Here is a 24002-nt window from a genome sequence, read left to right as displayed (position 1 = left end):
CGAAAAAAGATTGCAACCCACAAGCGGAAAAAGAAGCTGAGAAAAAACCGGCATAAGAAAAAGTAATTCATCACGGATCGTCGAATACGATGGTCTCTGCCATTTTTCAGTTACCCCGGATTATCCCATGCAGAGTAATCTATGCACTGTGGAACCGGGGTTTTTTTTGTCCTTCACTTTCTCAAGTATTCACAATCTGTTATATTCTCACTATGAGCCTGCCAATACATCCTTCGGCGGAAGGTCTTCTTGAACGCATTCTGGATAAGGAACTGCCCCCTCTGGTAATGGGAATTATCAATACCACACCCGATTCATTTTTTCCCGGCAGCCGGAAGCAGGGGCTGGAGGGGTTTCGTCAAGCCCTGGAGTATATTTCCCAAGGGGCGGATATCCTGGATATAGGGGGGGAATCCAGCCGCCCGGGTTCCGCATATGTATCTATTGAAGAGGAACTGGACCGGGTTATTCCGGTAATCCAGAGAATCCGGAGGGAATCGGATATTCCTATTTCGGTTGATACCAGGAAGCTTGCAGTTGCCCGGGAAGCTGTGGCTGCGGGAGCCAGCTGTATTAATGACATTTCCGCATTGAGGGATGACGATCAGCTGGGTCCCTTTATTGCCGAACATGATCTTCCGGTAATCCTCATGCATATGCAGGGAACCCCTGAAAATATGCAGAAATCGCCCAGATATCATGATGTCACCGAAGATGTGATCGGGTTTCTTCGCAACCGGATTGATTACGCACAATCTGTGGATATCCCCTGTGAGAGGATCATTCTGGATCCCGGGATCGGATTCGGAAAAAGTTTCAGTCATAACTTGCAGCTGCTCAAGCATCTGGAAAGCATTACCCAGTTGGGATATCCGGTGTTAATGGGTCACAGCCGAAAAAGCTTCATAGGACGTGTCCTGTCCCCGCCGCGACGGAACCCTGAGGATGAACTGGAAATCCGTCCGGTTGAACAACGAATGATTGGGAGCCTGGCGGTTGTTGCCGATAGTTATAGAAAGGGAGCACGGATATTCCGCGTCCACGACGTGCAGGAAACCGCAGATATTCTCAGGGTGCTCTCGGCCATAGACCGGGTTGAAGACTGAGCTTCGCACCGGGCGAACATATTCACACACAAGGAAGGACCATGAGTTGGCTCTTTGACAGCTGGCTGTTGGGATCAGTGATCATTCCGGTTCTGGATATCCTGATACTGGCGCTCATTTTTTACCGAGCATACACAATTTTTCTCCAGACCCGGGCTGTGCAGCTTGTACGGGGAACCCTACTCATCATTCTTCTCTATGCAATGGCCTATATTCTCAGACTTGAGACAGTTTTATGGTTGTTGAACTTTCTGGCCCCCAGCCTGGTAATCGGTATTGCCATTATCTTCCAGCCCGAATTGCGAAAGATTTTCACCCAGCTGGGGCAGGGGAAGATTTTCCGCTTTAAGCAAACCGCTAAACCTCTCCAGATAGACGCCGTCCTCAAGGCCTCCCAGATGCTCGCACAGCAGCGACGGGGCGCTCTGGTGGTATTCGTTCGGAATGTGGGACAAAAGAATATCGTTGAAACTGGAAGCACCTTGAACGCGGAACTCAGTTCTGCGCTTCTCATTACCATTTTCGGTTCGGACACCCCGCTTCACGACGGTGCGGTGATCATTGAAGAAGGGAAGCTGATCGCCGCCGGGGCATTTTTGCCCCTTTCGGAACAGCAGGATATCCGCCGCAGCTTCGGTACCCGTCACCGGGCGGCGCTGGGGCTTGCCGAGGAATCGGATGCGGTTGTACTGGTGGTGTCTGAGGAGACCGGGGCTATCAGCCTGGCCTACGATGCAACCCTGTACTATGATTTGGAACCCGAGGAAGTGCGAAGCCGGCTTCATGAGCTTCTGAATCTTGACGACGAGGATTTTGAGCAATGAATTTTGTTACCCGGGCGAACAGATTTCTCCGTTCTCTTTCCAATAACTGGCCGGCCAAAGCCATTTCTGTGGGGGCGGCAATTATTATGTACCTCCTCGTGGGTCTGAATAACATGGAGGAACGCTATATCTCCGTACCCATCCGGGTTCAGCTTCCGGATGATCTGGTGGCAGCCCAGGAGTATCCCAGTTTTGCAAGGGTATATCTCCGGGGGGAAGGCGAAGGCATTTTTCGCATCTCCGAGGATGAAATCCAGATTACCGCGGATTTCACCCAGTACGGCAGCCCTGGGGTATACCGTGTGGCCCTTGAGCACCGTCGTCTGGGGATGGCGGAAAGTGTGGAGCCTCTGGAGGTGCGCATAGAACCGGGCCTTCTGAGCATCGAGCTCCAGGCTAAGTCTCGAAAGGTAGTGGATGTCATTCCCCGCTTCAGCGGTTCTCCCGCATCGGGCTACGAGTTGGCCAGTTACAGCGTATTTCCCTCCAGCGTAGGGGTGTACGGCCCCGAGGGGGTGCTGGAAGAGATCGTGGAAGTTGAAACCGAGTCCATAGAACTGGGCGGTCAGGATGGAAGCTTTTCCACCCGGGTACCCCTGATCAAACCCCATCCCCTGGTTCATTTTGACAGTACGAGCATTGTTGATTTCCGGGCGGATATCAGCGAATCGATTCTGGTAAACACCTTCGAAAACGTTCCGGTGTCGGTAATTGGACTGGACTCCCGCTTTTCGGTGGAAATTGATGATGTAACCGGGAGCATCCGGGCCCAGGCCGGTCAGAGTCTCATCGACCGCACCAGTCCCGAGGCGATCAGCCTTGTGGTGGATGCCGGCGATATAGACGAACCCGGCGAGTACACTCTTCCGGTGCGTCCGGTGGTTCCCCGGGGTTTCGTTATTTTCCGCTTTGATCCTCTGGAGCTGGTGCTTCAGGTGGAACCGGCGGGCAGCGGCGGCAGCGGCCAACAAGACAGTGGGGGAGCGCCGTGATCCGTGGCGTAGGCGTAGATATTGTCCGGGTTGAACGAATGCGAAGTTGGCTGGATGCTCCGGATATGATGGCCCGATTCTTCACATCCCGGGAGATTTCCTGGATTATTTCGCAGGGTGAGGGAGCCGCCGCCTCCCTTGCCGCCCGTTTTGCCGCCCGGGAGGCCCTGGGTAAAGCTCTGGGAACGGGCTTGAGGGATCTGCGGCTGAAGGATCTTGAAGTTTGCAGGGATGATCAGGGGAAGCCTGCGTTTTGCCCCGCTCCCCGGGCCCGGGACCAACTGGATAATCTGGGGATTGGCAGCATCCATCTGAGTCTCAGTCATGAACGGGATTACGCAGTTGCCATGGTTGTGATAGAATAACGTCTATGGCAGAGAAGAGCCCTTCACTTACCTTTTTTCAAAAGAAACCCACCACATGTCCGGTGTGCCGGACGGAGTTTTACCGGGAAGAACTGCTTACCGGCAGGGGACGGCTGATTGCCGGAAATCTCACCCAGGAACTTCGGCGTTTGTACGAACCCAGTCAAAAATACGGAGAGGTCTTTCCTCTGGCATATCCTGTGACCGTTTGCCCCTCATGCTATTTTGCCGCCTGGAAGGAAGATTTCTCCAGGGTATCGGAAGATCAGCTTGAGCGGGCTGAAGATGAAACCTCACAGAGAATTCAGTGGGTTTCCGAGGTGATGGAGGGAGTTGACTTTCGGGGAAACCGGGGACTGAGCGAAGGGCTGGCAAGCTATCTGCTTGCAGTTCTCTGCTACGATTATTTTCCCGGAGAAGTCTCTCCGGTGATAAAGCAGGGCATCAGTTCCCTCCGCGGGGCATGGCTCGCTCTGGATATGCACAAGAAATTCCCCGATGATCACTTTGACTATCTGGCAAAAATGCTCTACCGTAAAGCCCGGTTTTTCTATCTCACCGCCATAGAGTATGAATCCTCGGGAAAACAGGGAATCGGCGGGTGCCCCAATCCGGGACCCGATCTGGATAAGAATTACATGTTCGACGGGGTTCTCTACATATATGGGTATCTTGAGTTTCATTTCGGCCCCCGGAAGGATCCTGTAAAACGGGAAGAAAACCTGAAGCGGGCCAAGCGCACCATTGCCAGGATTTTCGGCATGGGGAAAGCGAGTAAAAATAAACCCCAGGCAATTCTGGACAATGCCCGGGATCTCTATTCGGAAATCGGGGAGACCCTGGGACTGGAAAATCTTGATCCGGAGAAAGACAGCGATAATCAATGAGAAATATCAAACTCACAATAGCATACGACGGCAGCGATTTTCAGGGCTGGCAAATTCAAAAAAGCGGCAGAACCGTTCAGGGAGAGATTCAGAAGGGGCTGACCAGGATGCACAAGTCGGAAATCAAGGTGCATTGCGCAGGAAGAACCGATTCGGGAGTCCATGCCAACGGACAGGTAATCAATTTCCGCTCGAACCTGGAAATTCCCGTTGAACAATTCACCAGGGCGGTGAGTTCCTTTCTTCCCAAGGATATTTCGGTGATCCGGAGTGAGGAAGTGGATGAATCTTTCCATGCACGATACTCGGCGGTAATGCGCCATTACAAATATTATATTTTCCCTTCCCGTGTAAGGGTGCCCCAGTATCGGCTTTACAGCCTTCGCACTGTTCATCAGCCAGATCTGATTAATCTGAACCGTATGGCCTCAGTTTTGGTGGGGGAACATGATTTTACAACCTTCTCCACACCCAACGAGCAGGTTCCCAATCGAATGCGGAGAATCTATTCCGCTTCCTTTCACCCCCAGGGAGATTTTCTGGTTTTCCGGATTAGCGGTAACGCATTCCTCTGGAAGATGGTACGAAGCATCGTTGGCAGCCTTCTGGAATACGACGAGAAGGGTTTGGATGAAAGCCACGTGCGGGAGGCCCTTGAGTCCAGGAACAGGGAGTGGGCGGGAATGACCGCCCAGGCCAGAGGACTGTTTTTTGACAGGGTGGATTACTGATGACCGATAACGACAATACCCACATTCCCGGTGAAGACCACGGGCAGGAGCAGGTACAGCATGGGATACCCAAACGAAGTGCTTTGTGGAATCTTGCCTCCGACTTAGAGCAGCTTCTTGAGACGGGAATGGTGGATCCTGAAACCCGGCCTCCCGTTCCCCCCGCACCGGCGCCCCGACACGGGGTTTCTAAAAATTCCGACCGCCCAGGGCATGGGGAAGGTGATGCCGGGGCTTTCGATGGGTGGAGTCTTGAGCAACTCCATGAACACATTACCGAATGCCGGGCCTGTGAGCTCCACCGGGAACGGAAGCATGCGGTACCCGGTGAAGGAGACAGGACCCACACCCGCCTCATGGTAATCGGAGAAGGTCCCGGTGCCGAAGAAGATGCCCGGGGCCTGCCCTTTGTGGGGAATGCGGGAAAGTATCTGGATAAATGGCTCTCGGCAATCGATATGAGTCGGGAAAACGGGGTGTTTATTACCAATACGGTGAAATGCAGGCCTCCGGGCAACCGGGATCCCCGGCCTGAAGAGACCTCGGCGTGTCTGCCCTACCTCCATTCCCAAATCAAACTGCTCAAACCGGATGCCATCCTCTGCGTTGGCAGGATCAGTGCATCCATTCTTCTGGACCGGGATGTGAAAATCACCAGAGAGCGGGGAAGATGGTTCCGTTTTATGGATATTCCCCTCATGGCAACATTCCATCCATCGGCTGTTCTCAGAGATTCCCAGCTCCGCCGTCCGGTGTGGGAGGATATGAAAAAGCTGAAGAACGCCCTTGACAGCGGACACTTTAGTGATGAGCCATGATCTACTGCCAGATTGTATTCAGCAGACCCCTGGATAATTCCTACACCTATCTTTTTGACGGTACTGAAGAAGAAGTACAGGGCCGGCGGATAATCGCCAGTCTCGGGCGGCAGAAACTCACCGGCTTTGTTATTGCCTGTTCCTCCGATCCTCCTCCGGATCTGAATCCGAACATCACCCTGAAACATATTGAGCGTATTGTTGACCCCGATCCGGTTTTTGATACCGAGCTCATACAGATGGCTGAATGGATGGCGAAAAGCTATATCTGCTCCACCGGCGAGGCCCTCTCTGCCATGATTCCCGGGGGAAAACGGGACCGGGATCTTTCCCCGGTGCTCCCCGGAGAGGATGAAGGCCTTCGAAAGGAAAATATCCGTCTCAGCGATGAACAAGAATATGCGGTGGAACGCATCCTTTCCTCCGGGGAGGGGCAGTATTATTTGTACGGAATTACCGGCTCGGGAAAGACCGAGGTGTTCCTCCGTGCGGCAGAGGCAACCCTGAAGGAAGGCCGGGGTATCATCTATCTGGTACCGGAAATTTCCCTCACCCATCAGGTGGTTCAGACTATCCGAAGCCGTTTCGGCGAACAGTCGGCGGTGCTTCACTCGAGCCTCACCCAGAGTCAGCGGATCGCCCAATGGCGAAGAATTCTCAAGGGTGAGGCCAGGCTGGTAATCGGAGCCCGGAGTGCCATTTTTGCCCCCCTTGAAAATATCGGTCTGATCATTCTGGATGAAGAACATGAAAGCAGCTATAAGTCGGGAACCACTCCCCGGTATCATGCCAGGCAACTGGCCCTCTACCGCAGCGGAGTACATGCCGCCCGGGTGGTGATGGGCAGCGCCACACCCAGTGTGGAAGCCTGGCATCATATGAATCGGGGGACCCTCACCCGCTTGAACCTTACCCGACGTCTCTCCGGAGGCGCGGTTCCGGAAATTCGGGTTGTAAATATCAAGGGCGGCACATCCAGTCTTGGAACTGAATTGCGGGAAGGCATTCGAGCAACGCTGAAAGAAGGCAGGCAGGTGATCCTATTTTTGAACCGCCGGGGGTTCGGCTACTTTTACCACTGCAGAAGCTGCGGGGCGGATTTCAGCTGCACCCGATGTTCGGTAAGTCTCACGTATCATAAATCCAAACAGAAGCTGGTCTGTCATCATTGCGGATTCCAAAGACCGGTTCCCCAGGTTTGCCCCGAATGCGGCAGTCTTGAACTGGGGTACAGCGGTTTCGGTACCGAAAAAGTGGCTCAGGACGTGGAGGAGCTGGTCCCTTCCGCACGGATTCTCCGTCTGGACACCGACAGCACCCGGAAAAAAGGGGTTCTTGAGCAGGGAATTAATGATTTCCGGGAAGGAAAGATCGATATTCTCCTGGGAACCCAGATGGTTGCCAAAGGCTTGAACTTCCCGGGGGTCTCTCTGGTGGGGATCATACTTGCCGATTCCTCCCTTCACCTACCGGATTTCAGAAGCTACGAAAAAACATTTTCCCTCATTACCCAGGTTGCAGGAAGGGCGGGAAGATATTCCCCCGACGGCAAGGTGATTCTTCAGACTCTGAATCCTTCTCACCACATCATCCGGCAGGCGGCGTCCATGGATATGAACGGATTTTACCGCAGAGAGCTTGAAAATCGGAGGGAGCTGGGCTTTCCTCCGTTCAGCCGCATTATCCGTATTTTGGTGCGGGGGAAGGAGCCCGGCAGGGTTTGGGAGCATGCTAAAAAAATTCATAGCGCAGTGGAGAATAATTTGAACCCCATGAAGCTTGAGCACTGGGAGATTCTCGGACCATCTGAAAGTCCAATACCCCGCCTGAATAATAATTACCGTGTACATATGCTCATTCTTAGTTCCCGCCTGGGACCTCTGCAGCAACTGCTTCCTGGAATTCTCGGCTCCTTGAAAAAAGATTACTCCCTTTACACCGAAGTGGATGTGGATCCCCAGTCCATGCTGTAAGTTCCATAGAAAATCCGGCGGAAAATTCCAAAAGATGCCGAATTTCATTACAATACAAAAGACCTTTACGAACGGGAACCTTCCATATTCAGGTGCCCGGAAATCCCGGGAGGATGCATGGAATTCATATCCATTGAAACAGAACTTACCACGGCGGTCACAGATCTGCTGCTGGGCGCGGCTGCTGCATGGACCGCTCTCAGCCTGTTGGGAAAGCTCGGCCGGTATAAAATACCCCAAAAGCCCCGCTACTGGGCGGCGGCGTTCGGTTTTCTCAGCGTTGCCGGTTTTATCGGGTTTTTTGCCCACGGCTTTGAAATGAGCGAAGATCTGAGAAATATTCTTTGGCAGCCTCTCTATCTCAGCCTGGGACTGACCATCTCCATGTTTGCCGCAGCGGTGCTCATCGATCTACGGATGAAAGCGCTGCCGGGGGGGATCATGCCTCTATTTCTCGCGGCGGGAGCATTGTTCTATTTCATGACTCTGATCTTCCCCGGGAGTTTTCTCATCTTTATTGTTTATGAGGCGCTGGCCATGATTTTTGCCCTGGGAGCATATATTTTCCTTTCGGTTCGTTCACCCCGGAGGTCGTTTGCGCTGATGACCGCAGGCATTTTCCTCAGCATGGTAGCCGCCGTCGTTCAAGCAACGGGGCAGGTGGAATTTCGGCTCATATGGCGTTTTGATCATAACGGACTGTTCCATATTATCCAGTTGGCGGGGCTCGCGCTGTTGTACCTTGGTGTGCGCTGGGACATGGAGTCCGATGCAGAAGGAGTGAACTCCCATGCCTGATCAGCAGCTGCATTTGGGAGACTGGCTACCGTATAAAGAGGACCGCAATGCCGGGAAAGGGGGCCGGAGCTTCTATTTCTTTGATTTTGATGACAATATCCTTCATCTGGATACCAAGCTTATTCTCTTTCACCGTCATGACCACAGCGAACTGGAGATCAGCTCGGAAGATCTTTCCCGGCACGGAGCGGAGATCGGCAAGCGGGGTCCATATCGGGAATACTATGTGGATAATGATGATCGGACCGGCTCATTCAGGAACTTCCGGGACATTCCATGGAGCTTCCGACGGGTTATCCGCAGAACTCCCCAGATTCTTCTGGAGGATGTCCGTACTGCTCTGCTGAAACCGGTGTGGGACTGGCACGGCCCCAGTTGGAATCACTTCTTCTATGCGGTGCTCAACCGCCGGCCGGTAAGCATTATTACCGCCCGGGGGCACAGCCGGGCAACGCTGCGGTCCGCTTTGAATGAACTTACCCGCCGGGGGCATCTCTACAGACGGGCGAATATTCTCTCCATATATCCGGTTACCAATCCCCGGCTCCGCCGTCGGGTTTTCCATGATCCTGACTACCGAAAGTCTGTATCGGAATTGAAGAGTCTTGCCCTGTTCAAAGCCGTGGAGGATGCGTTCAGGAAATATGGCAGGAATCCATATCACCGTTTCGGTGTGAGCGACGATGATCCGGCGAATATCAGAGAAATTACCCGGACGCTGATCCAGGTGAAGAAACGCTACCCGGAAAACTCCTTTTTTGTTATCGATACATCGGGAGACGGGGTTCAAAAAACTGAGATTTTTCCCGACCATGTTGAATCCTCACGGAAGATTGAGCTAAGCGACGCCCTGAACTACCAACTGTTTGATTTTTGAGCCCCCGGAAAACGGGTGCAGGAGGCTCTGCCGTTTCCCTTTTCCGGTGCTTCGGGCGGGAACCGACGGCTGCAATTTGTCCCCTTCAGGGGATTATGTTATTATGAAAAGCGGGAGTTTTCGAACCAAAGGTTTGAATACCTCCTATTTGTATAAACCCGTATGTTCCGGTTCCCGGTGGGAACTCGTTCCCCCTATCCGGATATACCAAAATCCAAATACTCACAAGGGTGCACATTCATGTCCAAAATTATGTATACACTTACCGATGAAGCTCCGGCGCTTGCAACCTACTCTCTGCTGCCGATTATTCAGCAGTTTGCCAAAACCGCAGGGGTCGAAATTGAGACCCGAGATATTTCCCTTGCAGCCAGAATTCTTTCCCAGTTTCCGGATTATCTCTCAGCGGATCAGCAGGTTCACGATGCGTTAGGTGAACTGGGAGACCTGGTTCAGCATCCCGAGGCGAATATCATTAAACTTCCAAATATCAGCGCTTCAATTCCCCAGATTAAGCGTGCGGTTTCGGAACTTCAGGGAGCGGGTTTTCCCATTCCCGATTATCCCGATGAGCCCCAAACTGACGCAGAAATTCAGATCCGGAAACGCTTTGACCGAGTCAAAGGGTCTGCGGTGAATCCCGTCCTCAGGGAAGGAAATTCCGACAGAAGAGCTCCCAAAGCGGTCAAGAATTTTGCAAGGAAACATCCCCACAGCATGGGAGAGTGGAGTTCCGGTTCCAAAACCCGGGTTTCAAGCATGCATGAGGGAGATTTCTACGGCAGTGAAGAGTCTGTGAGCTTTCAGTCTGAGGACCGGGTGCAGATTGAATTTCATGGAGAAGAGGGTTCCAAAGAGATTTTGAAAACCTGGTTTGCCATGGAGAAAGGGGAAATACTGGATGCAGCCAAAATGAGCCGCAGAGCTCTGCGGGAGTTCCTGAAAACGGAGATCCAGGATGCCAAAGATACCGGTGTATTATTTTCCATTCATCTGAAAGCCACCATGATGAAGGTCTCAGACCCGATCATCTTCGGCCATGCGGTTTCCAGCTATTTCCAGGAAGTGTTTGACCGCTATGGCGAAGATTTGGACAAGGCGGGAGTGAATTCCAACAACGGTCTGGGAGATCTGATCTCTCGTCTGGAGGATCTGCCCGATTCCAAACGCCGGGATATTCTCAGCGCCATAGACCGTGCCCTGAAAAACGGCCCGGAGCTTGCAATGGTGGACTCGGATAATGGTATTACCAACCTTCATGTACCCAGCGATGTGATTATCGATGCTTCAATGCCTGCTGCAATCCGGGCCGGAGGAAAGATGTGGGCACCCGACGGCAGTCAGAAAGATATGAAGGCGGTAATCCCCGACAGAAGTTATGCCGGGGTGTATGCAGAAACAGTTGAACATTGTAAACAGCATGGTGCCTTTGACCCCCGCAGCATGGGAAGCGTATCCAATGTGGGACTAATGGCACAAAAAGCCGAGGAGTATGGTTCCCACGATAAAACCTTCGAAATACCCGGCTCCGGACGGGTGGTGGTACGCCGTGAAACAGACGGCGTACAGATTTTTGAGTATGCCGTCGAAGAAGGTGATTTGTTCCGGATGTGCCAGGTGAAAGATGCAGCGGTGAAGGATTGGGTGAAACTGGCGGTGAACCGTGGCAGGGAGTCGGGGGTGCCTGTGGTATTTTGGCTTGACAGCCGGAGGGCCCACGATACAGAGCTGATCAAACAGGTGGAACAGCTGCTCGGCGAACACGATACCAATGGGTTGGAAATCTATATTATGCCTCCTGTTGAGGCCACCCGCTATTCCTTGGAAATGGCACGGGCGGGAAAAGATTGCATTGCGGTGACCGGCAATGTGCTCAGAGATTATCTCACCGATCTGTTTCCCATTCTTGAGCTGGGTACCAGCGCCAAGATGCTGTCAATTGTCCCGCTGATGAACGGCGGAGGGCTCTTCGAAACCGGTGCAGGCGGTTCGGCACCCAAGCATGTTCAGCAGTTCGTGAAAGAAGGGCATCTTCGCTGGGATTCCCTTGGAGAATTTCTGGCTCTGGGGGTGAGTCTGAAACATTTGGGCCGTTCGTTCGATAATTCGCGGGCTATTGTGCTGGGCGATGCTCTGGATACGGCGACTGAAATGCTGCTGGAGAACAATAAGAGCCCCGGGCGTAAGGTGCACGAGCTTGATAACCGGGGCAGCCACTACTTTCTGGCACGATACTGGGCTCAGGCACTGGCTGAAAGCAAAGAGGATCCGGATCTTGCCCGCAGGGCTGGAGAGCTGGCTGAAAAGCTGGCTACGCATGAAAAGGATATTCTCCGTGAATTGGATGAAGCACAGGGGGCTGCGGTTGAAATCGGGGGCTATTTTTATCCCGATAAGCTCCTGGCATCCCGATCCATGCGTCCCAGCAACAGCTTCAATGGAATTCTTGAGCAACTGTAATTCGAATCGGCAAGGAAGAAAGCAGCCGGGGGATGAAAGCAGCCGGGGGATGAAGAAATTTCCCCCGGTATTTATTCCGAAGGCGGTGTCTGAATTGGGAGATATTCACCGAGAATCCGGTAGAAGGTGTTTTTCTTAAAGGGTTTTGCAAGATAGTTATCGCAGCCCGCGTCGTAGCAGTGTTGAATATCTTCACCGGATGCATTGGCGGTGAGGGCGATTACCGTATCCCGGGGTTTCCCCTCTTCCTCTTCCAGACGTCGGATTTCCCGGGTTGCCTGGTAGCCGTCCATGACAGGCATTTGGATATCCATGAGTACAAGTGCCGCCCGGTTTTTCATGAGCCATTTAACGGCCTGTTTGCCGTTCTCAACCACCTGATAGTAAAGCCCCGCGTTATCCAGATAGGCCTGGACAACCAACTGATTCATTGGAGAATCTTCAACCACAAGAATTATCCGGCTGTGTGAACTGCTTTCAGGTGTATCTGTCCCGTTTCCTTCCTTCTGTTTCTCTGTACTGCTTCCAAGGGGAAGTTCCAGCGTGAATGAGAAGGAGCTGCCCTTTCCCACTTCGCTTTCCACCCTCAACTCCCCGCCGAGTCTTTGCACCAGGTTTCGGGATATGCTTAGCCCCAGGCCGGTACCCCCGAATTTTCTGGTGGTGGTGCTGTCAGCCTGGGTGAACAGTTCAAAGATCTTTTCCCTCTTATCTTCAGATATGCCGATTCCTGTATCCTCAACGGAAAACTCGATCCGTGCATGATTCCCCTTAACTTTTTGCCCGTGAACTTTCAGCAGCACGTATCCTTCCTGAGTAAATTTGATGGCATTGCTCAGAAGATTCAACAGCACCTGGCGCAGCCGCATGGGATCGGAGCACACAACCATGGGTGACTGGAAAAGATCCAGGCTGCAGTCTAAGTCAATTCCTTTTTCCTGGGCCCGATATGTAAACATATTCACCATTTTCTGAATCTCTTCCTGAAGACTGAATTGAATGGTTTCCAGCTCGATTTCCCCGGCTTCAATTTTTGAGAAGTCGAGAATGTCATTGATCAATGCAAGCAGTTCCTCACCTGCACTGTGAAATATATTCACATATTCTGTCTGCTTTTCGCTCAGGTCGGTTTCCAGAAGGAGTTCGGACACACCGATTATGGCATTCATAGGGGTGCGGATTTCATGGCTCATGGTTGAAAGAAAGCTGCTTTTCGCCTTATTGGCAGCCTCCGCGGCGTTTTTTGCTGCTTTCAGTTCCTCCGCCAGAAGCCGGGCCCGTTCCTCCCGCTGTCTGATCCGCTCATAGCTGGATTTTAATTCAACGGTCATTCCGTTTAAAACCGACGCCAGTTCAACCAGTTCCCGGTTACTGCTGATATGAAACTCATGGTCCAGGTTTCCGTCGGCGATAATTTCAGCCCCTTCCTTCAGAGCTGCCAGTGGGCGATTGATGGACCTGACGATGAGGATCACCGCTGCCGCGGATAAAAGCGCAGCAAGACCCATGATCAGCACCAGAAGGGACTGGAGGCTCTGGACCGGCTGAAGCAGGCTGGAAAGATTTTGCTGGATCAGAATAGTCCAGTCCACTCCGGATTGGGGGTCGGTTTCCCGGCTTCTTGCCCGGGCGGTAATGCTGTTTCCTTCTGTGCTTATCCAGTAATCCTGTTCCCCGTCCAGTCTGCGGAAAAGTTCCGGATCATCAATATATTCAAGATATGTGAACAGCCGCGTGGAGTAGAGGGTTCTACCGTCGGATGTTAACAGCCTGATAAATATCTGCCCCGATCTGCCGGAATTGATTCTGGCTTCCTGAATAATGTTGCTGATGTCCAGAAATCCATGGGTGTAGCCAACCAGTCGGCCATCCTCCCCATGAATCGGCAGGGTGATTCCAAGACCGTAGCCATCCACACCGGCGTTGTAATACACTTCTTCGATGATATAGCCGCTGGTTGCTGAAAGCTGAAACCAGGAACTTTGATTCCAGTTATACTGGCCCGGAGGCGTTGAATAGGCTACCAGGGCTCCGTAGCGGTTAGTTACAAACACCTCCGGGAAACTGCTGTAGCCCCGCTGTATTCTGCTTTTCCCCTCAAACAGGTCCCGCAGATACCGCGATAAGGCCACATCCATGGTGCTGCCTCCCTCCCAGCGGGAGTAGTCCAGCTCGTTGGTCCGAATACGTTCCTCTAAATCTTCAGCTTCGGCGAAATCCCGGTTTGAGCGTTCTATGGCGGAAATAACCAGGGGATTAACCTCAAGAAGATCCAGTTCATACCGGCGGGCATTTATAATGCGGATAATTTCTCCCATGGTCTGATCAGCCAGCTCCGCATTTCTCCGTGCAAAAATCTCACTCAAATTTCTTCCGGTTATACTCAGGAGACTCACGGTAAGGATCCAAAGAAACCCGATAATAAACAGCAGAAGGAGAATTTTACCTCGAATTGAGTTGAAGAATGCTGCTACTGCAGAAATATCCGTTCTCCTTCCCGGAACTGCACCGGCACCAGCGGCAGGTTGAAACTTCTCTGACCTCTGGATTTATATACATCTCCGAATAAGCCGGGAAACACGAATTCCTGCTCCAGAAGTCTGAGCATATTACCCGGATTGATTTCATTCAGCTCTTCTGCCAGACTGCCCAGCATGGTAATTACGTCATAGCCAACCGCCGCATTATGATGAAATTCCTGACTATATTCCCTCCGGTAACGCTCGCTCAGGTCCTTGACCAGGCTGTACCCGGGATTATATACCGAAGGGCTGGCCACAATCATTCCCTGGGCTTCCTCCATCTTTAAAAATCCTGCGGTGGCCATGGTACTGGTGCCCAGCACCAACCCGTCGAAATTTTGGTGGCGGATTTCCTTCAGGGCGGCAATGCAGCCCGCCTCAAAACCGGCAATAAGAATGGCGTCGCTGTTACCCGCTAATAATACCTGGTTGGAAATATCCTGGGTTGCCGCCGGGTACGGGGCTGAGAGTACCCGAATTCCCTTTTCTGAAAAGGCTTCCCGGGCCTGGTTGTAGATTGACTGACCATAGGCATCGTCCTGATAAATGACAGACAGGCTTTTCACCTCAGGATAATTCACCAGGCTGTCCAGAGCTTTCAGCTCATCTGCTGCGGACTGGTAATAGCTGTAGGTATAGCGGTTTTGTCGGGGAACCTGGGGATTGGTTGCCACCAAAGCCAGCATAGGAATTTCTTCCCGGAGCGCAATGGGACCTATTTCCAGGGATACGGAGCTGAGCACCGGAATGATAACATCGGGCTTTCCGTTTTCCAGGAAATCATTCAGTTTTCCCACCGCTGCTTCAGGGTCCGAGGCGCTGTCTGCGAACATCAGACGCAGGCCCCCGGAGCGCAGCTGTCCCCGGTCTTCCAGATCCTCAACGGCCATTTCCATACCCAGCCGCACCGGGGCAAGATAGGAGGCAAAGCCGGTATCGGGAAACAGAACTGCAATTTCCATTACCGATCCGGGCTCACTGCAGCCAATACCCAGTATGGAGATAATGGATATGACTGCCGCCAGGAGAGCATTGGCGATTTTCTGCAATTTTCTTCCGTCTTGACGGGTATTCCAGGAGTTCATACAGGAGTTCATATCAAATAATAATTATTCATGGGGATGAAAAAATCAATGCGGCTGCTCATCCCCCAGGGGGAGAATTCACTCTGACGGGCAGTCATATCTGAACTCGCCGGGGATGAAAACGGGATTCAAGGGAATCGCCCCGGAGAATGTGGTCCGCCAGACCGGAGGCCAGGGCAGGGGCCAGCATAAACCCCCGGGTTCCCAATCCGTTGAGTACATAATGTCCAGGGAAACCGGACAAGGGGCCTGCATAGGCCATCCTGTCCCTGCTGGAGGGACGAATTCCCGCCCGGGTTCCCATGATTCGCTGCCCAAGTTCATACCTACTAAGGGGGAGAACAGCTGAGAGAACCGAGAGAATCCAGTCCGTTCCCTCTCCCCGGTAGTCGGGGCCGGTGAAATCCCTGAGATAACTTGCCCCCGCATCGTATATTCCCGGGGTTTCCCCGGGCTGAATCGTTAACCCTGCGCTGAGTATGGAGCTGCTCTCCAGCTGGGGCAACTCAAGGGTGAGTACCTCACCTTTTACCGGGTAATAGGGCAGCCGATCCCCGGGCAGGGCGGAGGAAGATGAAGACTCCAGAAACCGGCTTTGAACTCCCCGGGCATGGATGATGATCTCTCCGGGTTCAGGAACGGTATCGCCGGAAGGAAAAAAGTTCTCCACCAGGATTCTGTCTTCCAGCAGCATGGAGCGGAAATCCCGGATAAGTGCCCGGGCGCGGACCCAACCGCTTCCGGGAATTACCCCGCCGCCCCATGGCGCATCCACCCCCCGGATATGAGCGGGCAGTGCTCCCGAAGGAGCCGTCCAGCCGGATATTCCCGATTCAGCGGATGCCCGGTCCCAGCGTTCCCGCTCCTTCTGGCTGCGGAAAATACGGACTGTGGGGACACGGCGGAGATATCCGCCTGAAAATCCGCGTTGTGAAAGAAGCTGCTCAAGACCCCGGTAATCTTCCCATGCACGGGGGATCATCTCCGTTCCGGTGGCCAGGGTCATGCGTTTGAATACCAGGGGATTAATGGCTCCCTGGGAAACGGAAGAGCATCCGTATTCCGGTCCGGGATCATACAGCCTCAGACGGGTCGGGTCGGCATAGCCCCGCTTCATGAAATGGAATGCCAGCATGGTGCCGGCGATACCCTGGCCGGCAATAATAATCCGGGAAATATCCACCTGCTTAAAAGTCCATACTTTCCGCCCGGATGGCCGGTTTTACATGCTTGAGTGTGGAGAGCAGTCCGCACGCGGCCTGAATATCCTCTCCCCGGCTTCTGCGCATGGTGGTCATAATCCCTCTGGATTTCAGAAATGTCTGAAACTCCTCCATCTTTTCCCGGGGGCTGCCGGAAAGGGGAGAATCGGGAATGGGATGGAAATGGATCAGGTTTACCTTGCAGCGAAGACCGTTCAGCAGCTTCACCAGACGTCTGGCATGCTCCGGGGAATCATTCTCCCCGTCAAACATAATGTACTCAAAACTGAGCTTTCGCTGGGAAAAGTCATATTGCCTGAGTCGTTCTATTACCTCTTCTATGGGATACACGTTTTGTACCGGCATCAGCTGCCGCCTCTGTGCATCGAAGGGATTGTGAATGGAAATGGCCAGCTGGGCCTTTGTCTCCCGGAGGAAGCGCTCCATGGCCGGGATTACCCCGATGGTGGATACGGTTATCCGTTTGGAACTCATGTTGAGCCCCTCCGGATCGGTGAGAATTTGGATGCTTTTAATCACTCCGTCGATATTGTCCATGGGCTCTCCCATGCCCATGTACACGATGTTGGTGAGCGTTGCCCGTTCCGGCAGGGTGTACACCTGACTGAGAATTTCCCCCACACTGAGCTGCCCCTGGAATCCCTGCCGGGCAGTCATGCAGAACAGACAGCCCATCTTACAGCCCACCTGGGTTGAAAGGCAGAGAGTGGCACGGGATGCCTCCGGAATATATGCCGCCTCAACATATTTTTTTCCCGGCGCAGGGTAGAGGTACTTCTTGGTTCCGTCGCTGGAGAGATCCGCATGACTGTGGGGCACAGGTTCTGCGCTGTATTCGGCGGACAGCTTCTCCCGAAGCGCCTTGGAAAGGTTGGTCATAAGATCAAAATCCCAAACCATGTGGCCGTAGATCCAGCTGAACAGCTGCTTGGCCCGGAATGCAGGTTCTCCCAGCTCTTCCATGAGGGCTTCAAGTTCTTTTCTGGTGTACCCGAATATATTTTTCATACAAACCGTCCTATTTTGAGGGGCGGATCCCGGAACGGGATCCTTCTTCAGAAATAAATCTCTGAGATTACGGATGAGAATGGAATGCCGAGGCGGTAAAGGATTTGACGAACATGAATTATCATTTGTTCACTTCCGCAGAGATAATACCTTGCGTCCCGGGGTAACTGCCGGACGCCCAGCTCCTGAAGCCAGGATGTGAGTCTGCCGGGGAATAAAAAGGGAACGAGCCCCCCTTCCGCCGATTCCCTATTGGCAGGATTGCTGAGACAGGCAATATACGGAAATTTGTCCGGCTCATCAAGTCCGCCGGCGCCGGAAATAATGTGCTCGCTGCCATAAAAATCCTCCGGCCTGCGCGCACCGTGGACGAGCATTGCGCCCTTGGCGTATCCGGCCCGGTATGCAGAGAGAAAGGGTGCCACACCTGTACCGTTGGCTATCCATACTTCGCTGATTCCACCGGTGTCACCGGAACCGGCGCTATTGTTTAGGGCTGTGCCGGCCAGGGCTGTACCGGCCAAGGATGTGCCGTCCAAGGATGTACCGTCCAAGGATGTACCAGGGAGAAACTCCCCTTTTGGGGGGCTCACCAGCAGGCTTTCCCCCGGTTTCATAGATGAAAGTCTCGGCGTGAGTTCTCCTCCCAGGGTAACCGTGTACAGAATTTCCAGCCCGGGGTTCCCCGGCGGACTGGCGATGCTGTAAAGCCGGGGGGGAGTGGCGGCGGAATCGGTCAGGGCAAGCATTTGCCCGGGAATGAAATCCGGGGAATAGTCCAGTGTGAGCAGGAATGCGCTTTTTCCGTATGATTTCTGACTGAGAATGGTAACGGGTTTCAGTCCGCCTGCTGTATTGTTCATCGGCAACGAGTATAGCCGTTCAACCGGCGATAATAAAGTCCCGGGAAATCTCTTGGGGATGCTCAACCTGCCTTCTGCTGATTACCCGGACTTCACGCACCACCGCAGAGGGAGGGCCTGAATCCAGCCAGCTGCGGTATGCCTGAATTTCTTCAGCATCTCCGAAGGCCCTGGTTTCCACATCTCCACCGGGGAGATTCCGCACCCAACCACTGAGACCCAGGCGACGTGCACGGCTGAGGGCGGAGTAGCGGAATCCAACCCCCTGAACCATGCCGGATATTCTGCAATGAAGTTCTTCCATAGGACTTACACGCCCCCGGAAGCCGATGATGCGTTGGTTCCAGCTGCGGCTGCAGGTTCAGAACCCCCCTGGGGGTGTACGGTGAACTCCATGGTATTCCAGCGGTTCATGGCACTGAGAATGGCGGTAAACTGAGCTGCGGAGGTATCCGTATCCCTTCCCACACCCCAGATACTGTGACCGTCCCTGGCTTCCACCCGGATATACGCGGCAGCTTCCGTTGCGCTTCCCGCACCGATGGCCTGCTCCTCATACTCGGCTACGCTCATCTGAAGGTCGAGCAGCGCATTCAAGCCGTTCATGAATGCACTTATGGGTCCGTTTCCGGTGCCTTCCACGGGATACTCCCGGCCTTCCAGTTCCACACCGCCGTGGAAATTTACATCACCACTGTGATGCCCTCTGGAGAGGGAGTATTCGGCCAGGGCCAGCTTATCCCGGCGGTTCACATATTCCTGGTCAAAGGCATGCTTAATCTCCGAACTGGATAATTCCCGGACAAGCTGGTCGGAAATGGAATTAATATGGGTGCCGATTTCCGGCTGCAGACTCCGGGGGATTTTTAATCCGTACTCGTTTTCCAGAACATAGGCAACCCCGCCTTTACCGCTCTGACTGTTAATTCTGATAATCGCTTCGTAGCTCCGTCCGATATCCTGGGGATCGATGGGCAGATAGGGGACATCCCAGCGGCTTTGGGGATCCTTGTCCACCAGGGACATACCTTTGCTGATGGCATCCTGGTGACTTCCGCTGAATGCGGTGAACACCAGATCTCCTCCATAGGGATGACGCTCATGCACATGCATTCTGGTGGTCTCTTCATAGATCCGCCGGACGCGGGGGATGTTATGGAGATCCAATCCCGGATCTATACCCTGGCTGTACATGTTTAATGCAAGGGTAATGATATCTACGTTTCCGGTGCGCTCCCCGTTACCGAAAAGAGTGCCTTCCACTCGGTCGGCACCGGCCATCAGTCCCAGTTCGGTTGCCGCAACTCCGGTGCCTCGGTCATTATGGGTGTGAAGGGAGATAATTACCTCATCCCGGCGTTTCAGATTCCTGATCATCCATTCGATTTGGTCGGCGAAAATATTAGGCGTGCTCAGCTCCACGGTTGCCGGAAGATTAATAATCATCTTTCCCCGTTTTGAAGGGTTCCAAAGATCGATCACCGCATCACACACCTCAACCGCATACTCCAGTTCTGTACCGGTAAAACTTTCAGGGCTGTATTGAAAGATCAGCTCGGTGTCTTCCAATTCATCCAGGAGGTCGATCACATTTTGCGTCCCCTCCAGGGCAATTTGTTTGATTTCCTCTTTGTTTTTTCTGAAGGTAATCCGGCGCTGCTGTTCGGATGTTGAATTGTATAAATGGAGAACCGCCCGTTTCACCCCTTTCAGGCTCTGGACTGTTCTCTCGATCAAATGCTTTCTGCTTTGTGTGAGAACCTGCACCGCCACATCATCGGGGACCATGCCGTTGTCTATCAATGTTCTCAGAAAATCGTATTCAATCTGGCTGGCACTGGGGAATCCTATCTCGATCTGCTTGAATCCCATTTCAACCAGAAGGTTGAACATCCGCTCTTTCTCCTGAATGTTCATCGGTTGGGCCAGAGCCTGATTTCCATCCCTCAAATCCACAGTACACCACAGGGGATGGCGGGTTATCTGCTGATTCGGCCACTGTCGGTCCGGTAAATTCACCTGGGGGTAAGTTTTATACTTTGACATACGATCCTCCATCGTTTTGTAAGTTACTGGAAATCAGGGTGCCCGGAATACCGGACAATAAAAAACCCGCTGCGTATATGCAGCGGGTGTGATTTCCGTTGTCATCTCCAGAACCGGTGGTTACCGGGTCTGTATACAGACACACGCACTGCAGCAGGATGGGTTCAAACCTAGTAGGAGTAGGATAGAAATGTCTGCTGTGCCTGTTAATCCGTTCATTGTACCTAATAATGATACTATGCCGGCGCTGTGTCAATATTTATTCCGGAAAAACGGGAATTTATACAGAATTTTTCAGGAATTTATCCCGTATTTAGATTTTCCACTGCCGCAATCCGGGAATCTCTCCGAGAATTGGATAGACCGGCTGCCCGGAGCTTTCACTTGCCCGGTAGAGTATTCGCGGATACAATTAGCCCGGGAGGGGGAAGAATGAGAAACAGCGATACGATTGCAGGAAGCAGCAGTTTGGGGGAACGTCTCGGAAAGATCAAGCGGAGTGAGACCGTGTATTTGCATCATGGCAAACGGAAAACTCTGCTTCGGGACCGTATCACCATCGGCAGATCTTCCGACTGCGATATTATCATTTCCGATAATCTTACCTCCAGACATCACGCCCTGATACAAAAAATCAAGAACGCGTATTTCATTACCGATGAGAACAGCACTAACGGGGTGCTGGTGAACGGGGAGCCCATAGAAAACGGTACCTATGTGCGTCTTCATCCTGCGGATACCATTACCATTGGACGAACCGAACTTCATCTGCTCCCAGGTTAGTAGCCGGAATTTCTTCGGAAAATACATTCATTCCTCTTTCTCTTGCATAGCCGCAGCCAACTGAATACCTTACTATTTAACAAAGAATAGAATTAACATAACAAGTGTCTTCTGGATTCCGAACAGTGAGGTGGCCTGGGAGCTGCCTCAGCATACAGGTCGGATAGGGAACAGAGGGGGAACGGGAATGGTCGAATTGGTGATTGTCAGGCATGCAAAATCAAGCTGGAAATTTCAGGACCTTGAAGATTTTGAACGTCCGCTGAATTCCACCGGAAGGAAAGATATCCAGCTAATGAAGGATCTGTATCCTGAACGGCTGCCCAAACCTGATAGCATTCTTGCCAGTTCCGCCGAACGGACAAGGGAAACGGCAGCTGCCATGGGCGCGTATTGGGCGGACGTCGCCCCTCCGCTGCTTCTGGATGAACTGTACCTGGCGGATGAGGAAACCATCCTGCTTGCCCTGAGAAACCACGGGAAGGGCGATTGTGTATACCTTTGCGGTCATAATCCCGGGGTGAGTCTCGCCGCCTCCCGGATTTGCGGCCGGGATCTGGGTGACTTGCCCACATTTGCAGCGGTTCATATAACTCTGGAACCATCCTCCGGAGACTGGAGCGAACTGAACTGGGATGATGGTATGTTCAGGAAGGTCCTGACGCCCTTCAGGGAATAGCCGGGGGTCGGAATCCGAACCGCCGAAATCCGAACCGTTGGAACCCGAACCGTTGGAACCCCAACCAGGAGAACAATTCAAAGGAGAACTTTCATGTCCGAATCTGCCATTTACCGAAATCAACCGCAGGATACAGACGCTGCAGCGGGGATGACCCTTTCCGGGCTGACTCACGGACTGCATCGCTACCTCCGGATGTATGAGAGTGAAGAAACCACAGCCCGCAGAATGCTCCGGCTCATAGATGAGGGGCAGAGGGCATTCTCCAGAAGTTTTTACACCCCCGGGCATTTCACCGGATCTGCCTGGATCATTGATCCCCGGGAAGAGCTGGTATTGCTTACCCATCATCGAAGATTAGATATGTGGCTTCAGCTGGGGGGACACGGGGAGGGCGAAGGTGACATTCTTGCAATAGCCCGAAGGGAAGCCGTGGAGGAATCAGGAATTCCCGCCGGAGATCTCCACCTTGCCACAGCGGAGCTGTTCGATATTGATATACATCCGATTCCCCCCGGAAGAAACGAACCCGCCCACAGCCATTATGATGTCCGGTTTCTCTTCACCGCCGATTCCCGACGGGAAGTGATAGTCAGCGATGAATCCCATGATCTGGCCTGGGTGGATCTGGATCTGCTTGAAAACTACACCCGGGAGGAGAGCATGATACGGATGAAGGAGAAAAGCCTGCAAATGCTGGACGAGTTGAAGAGAGCACGGTGATGAGGGATCGGGGACTTCGATTCGTACTGTGCAGTTCACTGGATCAGGTGAATCCGGAGGAGTGGAACGCATGTCTCAGCCCCGAATCTCCGCCGTTTTTGGGGTATCACTGGATGCGGGCGTACGAAGCGTCGGGATCAATGTCCCCTGAAACAGGCTGGCAGCCCATCCATCTTCTTGGACTTGAGCCGGTGGAATCTACAGCGGAGGGCGGCGGGGAAGGAGGACAAACGGCGGGCCGCTATAGCGGACTCCGTTTTGCTCTTCCGTTATATATTAAAAGCCACAGCTGGGGTGAGTTTGTCTTTGATTTTGCCTGGGCGGATGTGGCCCGACAGCTGGGAAAGGCCTATTATCCTAAAGCGGTGGGGGTAATTCCCGCCACTCCCGCAACGGCATACCGCCCATTGTACTCCGCTGCGGGCGGCGCTGACAGAACTGGGGAGGGGGAGTACCGGAATATCCTTGCCGCCGCCCTTGAATATCTCAGGGAGGAACTGCCCCGCCTGGGGATTATGAGTTTGTCGTTCCTGTTCACCGAACCCCGGTTCGCCGGGGATTTGGAGACTCTGGGGTTTCATCGCTGGATACACCAGGGCTTTGAGTGGCGGGGAGAGGGACTGCTTCATTTTGATGATTATCTTGCCCAATTCAACAAGAATCAGCGAAAGAACATCCGCAAAGAGCGGAAACGCTTTAGAGAAAGCGGCCTCGAGCTGAAGGTGGGCAATCCGGATGCAAACGATCCATTTGTCGCCGACGACATGTTCGATCTCTATGAGCGCACCAACGACCAGTTCGGCCCCTGGGCTGCCAAGTTTCTCAACAGGGAATTTTTCCGGGAGGTATTCCGGAGCTGTGCTGAAGATATTGTACTGGTCAGTGCTCACCACGGGGATGAGGTGGTTGCCAGGTCAATGCTGCTGAAGGATTCCCGAAGATTGTTCGGCAGATACTGGGGAACCCGGCGTTTTGTAAAGGATATGCATTTTAATCTGTGCTATTACGAACCCATCGACTATGCCATCCGGGAGGGGCTTGAGAGCTTTGACCCGGGAATGGGTGGAGAACACAAACCCCGCAGGGGATTTTGGGCCGTGGAACAGTACAGCATGCACCTTTACTTTGATCCCCTCATGGATCAAATTTTTCAGGGAAACATCCATCAATTCAACCGGCATTCCGCCGAAATGATTGATCATATCAATACCCAGCTTCCGCTGAAAGAAAAATCCTGAT

22 protein-coding genes are annotated in these 24002 nt (G+C 53.0%); 15 read left to right on the top strand and 7 right to left on the bottom strand.

Features of this window, described 5'->3' with window-relative positions; all coding sequences use genetic code 11:
• The first annotated feature begins 212 nt into the window (after positions 1-212).
• From folP to AC52PS_RS06790, 11 genes are all read left to right on the top strand, one after another.
• Positions 213-1106: a dihydropteroate synthase gene (gene folP / locus AC52PS_RS06840; RefSeq protein ID WP_495562307.1), complete on the top strand. Its 894-nt coding sequence runs from the start codon at positions 213-215 to the stop codon at positions 1104-1106.
• 41 nt (positions 1107-1147) lie between these two features.
• On the top strand, positions 1148-1930 hold the full coding sequence (gene cdaA, locus AC52PS_RS06835) for a diadenylate cyclase CdaA (RefSeq protein ID WP_495562306.1): 783 nt from the start codon (positions 1148-1150) through the stop codon (positions 1928-1930).
• Entirely contained in the window at positions 1927-2922 is a 996-nt protein-coding gene (locus AC52PS_RS06830) for a CdaR family protein (RefSeq protein WP_495562305.1), read from the top strand. Before cdaA ends, AC52PS_RS06830 begins: the two co-directional genes overlap by 4 nt.
• Positions 2919-3287 carry a holo-ACP synthase gene (locus AC52PS_RS06825; RefSeq protein ID WP_495562304.1) on the top strand — a complete coding sequence of 123 codons (369 nt, stop codon included), beginning with the start codon at positions 2919-2921 and terminating at the stop codon, positions 3285-3287. The genes AC52PS_RS06830 and AC52PS_RS06825 overlap by 4 nt, the downstream gene beginning before the upstream one ends.
• A 5-nt stretch (positions 3288-3292) precedes the next feature.
• Positions 3293-4174: a DUF2225 domain-containing protein gene (locus AC52PS_RS06820; RefSeq protein WP_495562303.1), complete on the top strand. Its 882-nt coding sequence runs from the start codon at positions 3293-3295 to the stop codon at positions 4172-4174.
• Entirely contained in the window at positions 4171-4905 is a 735-nt protein-coding gene (truA, locus tag AC52PS_RS06815; RefSeq protein WP_495562302.1) for a tRNA pseudouridine(38-40) synthase TruA, read from the top strand. Before AC52PS_RS06820 ends, truA begins: the two co-directional genes overlap by 4 nt.
• On the top strand, positions 4905-5723 hold the full coding sequence (locus AC52PS_RS06810; RefSeq protein WP_495562301.1) for a uracil-DNA glycosylase: 819 nt from the start codon (positions 4905-4907) through the stop codon (positions 5721-5723). The genes truA and AC52PS_RS06810 overlap by 1 nt, the downstream gene beginning before the upstream one ends.
• The gene (gene priA, locus AC52PS_RS06805; protein ID WP_495562300.1) at positions 5720-7696 is read left to right on the top strand and encodes a replication restart helicase PriA; all 1977 of its coding nucleotides are present in this window, start codon (positions 5720-5722) and stop codon (positions 7694-7696) included. The genes AC52PS_RS06810 and priA overlap by 4 nt, the downstream gene beginning before the upstream one ends.
• Positions 7697-7813: 117 nt before the next feature.
• On the top strand, positions 7814-8494 hold the full coding sequence (locus AC52PS_RS06800; RefSeq protein WP_495562299.1) for a DUF6962 family protein: 681 nt from the start codon (positions 7814-7816) through the stop codon (positions 8492-8494).
• Positions 8487-9371: a hypothetical protein gene (locus tag AC52PS_RS06795; protein WP_495562298.1), complete on the top strand. Its 885-nt coding sequence runs from the start codon at positions 8487-8489 to the stop codon at positions 9369-9371. Before AC52PS_RS06800 ends, AC52PS_RS06795 begins: the two co-directional genes overlap by 8 nt.
• A gap of 240 nt (positions 9372-9611) precedes the next feature.
• Positions 9612-11831: an NADP-dependent isocitrate dehydrogenase gene (locus AC52PS_RS06790; protein WP_495562297.1), complete on the top strand. Its 2220-nt coding sequence runs from the start codon at positions 9612-9614 to the stop codon at positions 11829-11831.
• Positions 11832-11902: 71 nt separating this feature from the next.
• Here the strand turns inward: AC52PS_RS06790 and AC52PS_RS06785 are convergent, their stop codons facing one another.
• From AC52PS_RS06785 to leuA, 7 genes are all read right to left on the bottom strand, one after another.
• A complete protein-coding gene (locus tag AC52PS_RS06785) occupies positions 11903-14197 on the bottom strand; it encodes a hybrid sensor histidine kinase/response regulator (RefSeq protein ID WP_495562296.1) in 2295 nt (764 codons plus the stop codon).
• A gap of 104 nt (positions 14198-14301) precedes the next feature.
• Entirely contained in the window at positions 14302-15438 is a 1137-nt protein-coding gene (locus AC52PS_RS06780; protein ID WP_495562295.1) for an ABC transporter substrate-binding protein, read from the bottom strand.
• Positions 15439-15532: 94 nt separating this feature from the next.
• Positions 15533-16621 (bottom strand): NAD(P)/FAD-dependent oxidoreductase, encoded by a 1089-nt coding sequence (locus AC52PS_RS06775; RefSeq protein WP_495562294.1) that lies wholly within the window; start codon positions 16619-16621, stop codon positions 15533-15535.
• A gap of 4 nt (positions 16622-16625) precedes the next feature.
• Positions 16626-17669: a dual-specificity RNA methyltransferase RlmN gene (rlmN, locus tag AC52PS_RS06770; protein WP_495562293.1), complete on the bottom strand. Its 1044-nt coding sequence runs from the start codon at positions 17667-17669 to the stop codon at positions 16626-16628.
• A 47-nt stretch (positions 17670-17716) separates the two neighbouring features.
• Positions 17717-18532, bottom strand: a complete 816-nt coding sequence (locus AC52PS_RS06765) for a ferredoxin reductase domain-containing protein (protein ID WP_495562292.1) — start codon at positions 18530-18532, stop codon at positions 17717-17719.
• Between the two features lie 19 nt (positions 18533-18551).
• Positions 18552-18836 carry an acylphosphatase gene (locus AC52PS_RS06760; RefSeq protein ID WP_495562291.1) on the bottom strand — a complete coding sequence of 95 codons (285 nt, stop codon included), beginning with the start codon at positions 18834-18836 and terminating at the stop codon, positions 18552-18554.
• A gap of 5 nt (positions 18837-18841) precedes the next feature.
• A complete protein-coding gene (gene leuA, locus AC52PS_RS06755; RefSeq protein ID WP_495562290.1) occupies positions 18842-20578 on the bottom strand; it encodes a 2-isopropylmalate synthase in 1737 nt (578 codons plus the stop codon).
• 432 nt (positions 20579-21010) lie between these two features.
• On the opposite strand from leuA, the gene AC52PS_RS06750 reads away from it, so the two are divergent.
• From AC52PS_RS06750 to AC52PS_RS06735, 4 genes are all read left to right on the top strand, one after another.
• Positions 21011-21361, top strand: a complete 351-nt coding sequence (locus tag AC52PS_RS06750; RefSeq protein WP_495562289.1) for an FHA domain-containing protein — start codon at positions 21011-21013, stop codon at positions 21359-21361.
• A 187-nt stretch (positions 21362-21548) separates the two neighbouring features.
• Complete coding sequence (locus AC52PS_RS06745) at positions 21549-22040, top strand: SixA phosphatase family protein (protein ID WP_495562288.1); 492 nt, start codon at positions 21549-21551, stop codon at positions 22038-22040.
• Between the two features lie 93 nt (positions 22041-22133).
• Complete coding sequence (locus AC52PS_RS06740; protein WP_495562287.1) at positions 22134-22763, top strand: NUDIX hydrolase; 630 nt, start codon at positions 22134-22136, stop codon at positions 22761-22763.
• Complete coding sequence (locus AC52PS_RS06735) at positions 22763-24001, top strand: GNAT family N-acetyltransferase (protein WP_495562286.1); 1239 nt, start codon at positions 22763-22765, stop codon at positions 23999-24001. Before AC52PS_RS06740 ends, AC52PS_RS06735 begins: the two co-directional genes overlap by 1 nt.
• The last annotated feature ends 1 nt before the right edge of the window (position 24002 follow it).

The sequence above is a fragment of the Salinispira sp. genome, assembly GCF_059431795.1.
The sequence above is the reverse complement of the archived record's forward strand: the minus strand, read 5'-3'. Positions and strand labels throughout refer to the sequence as shown.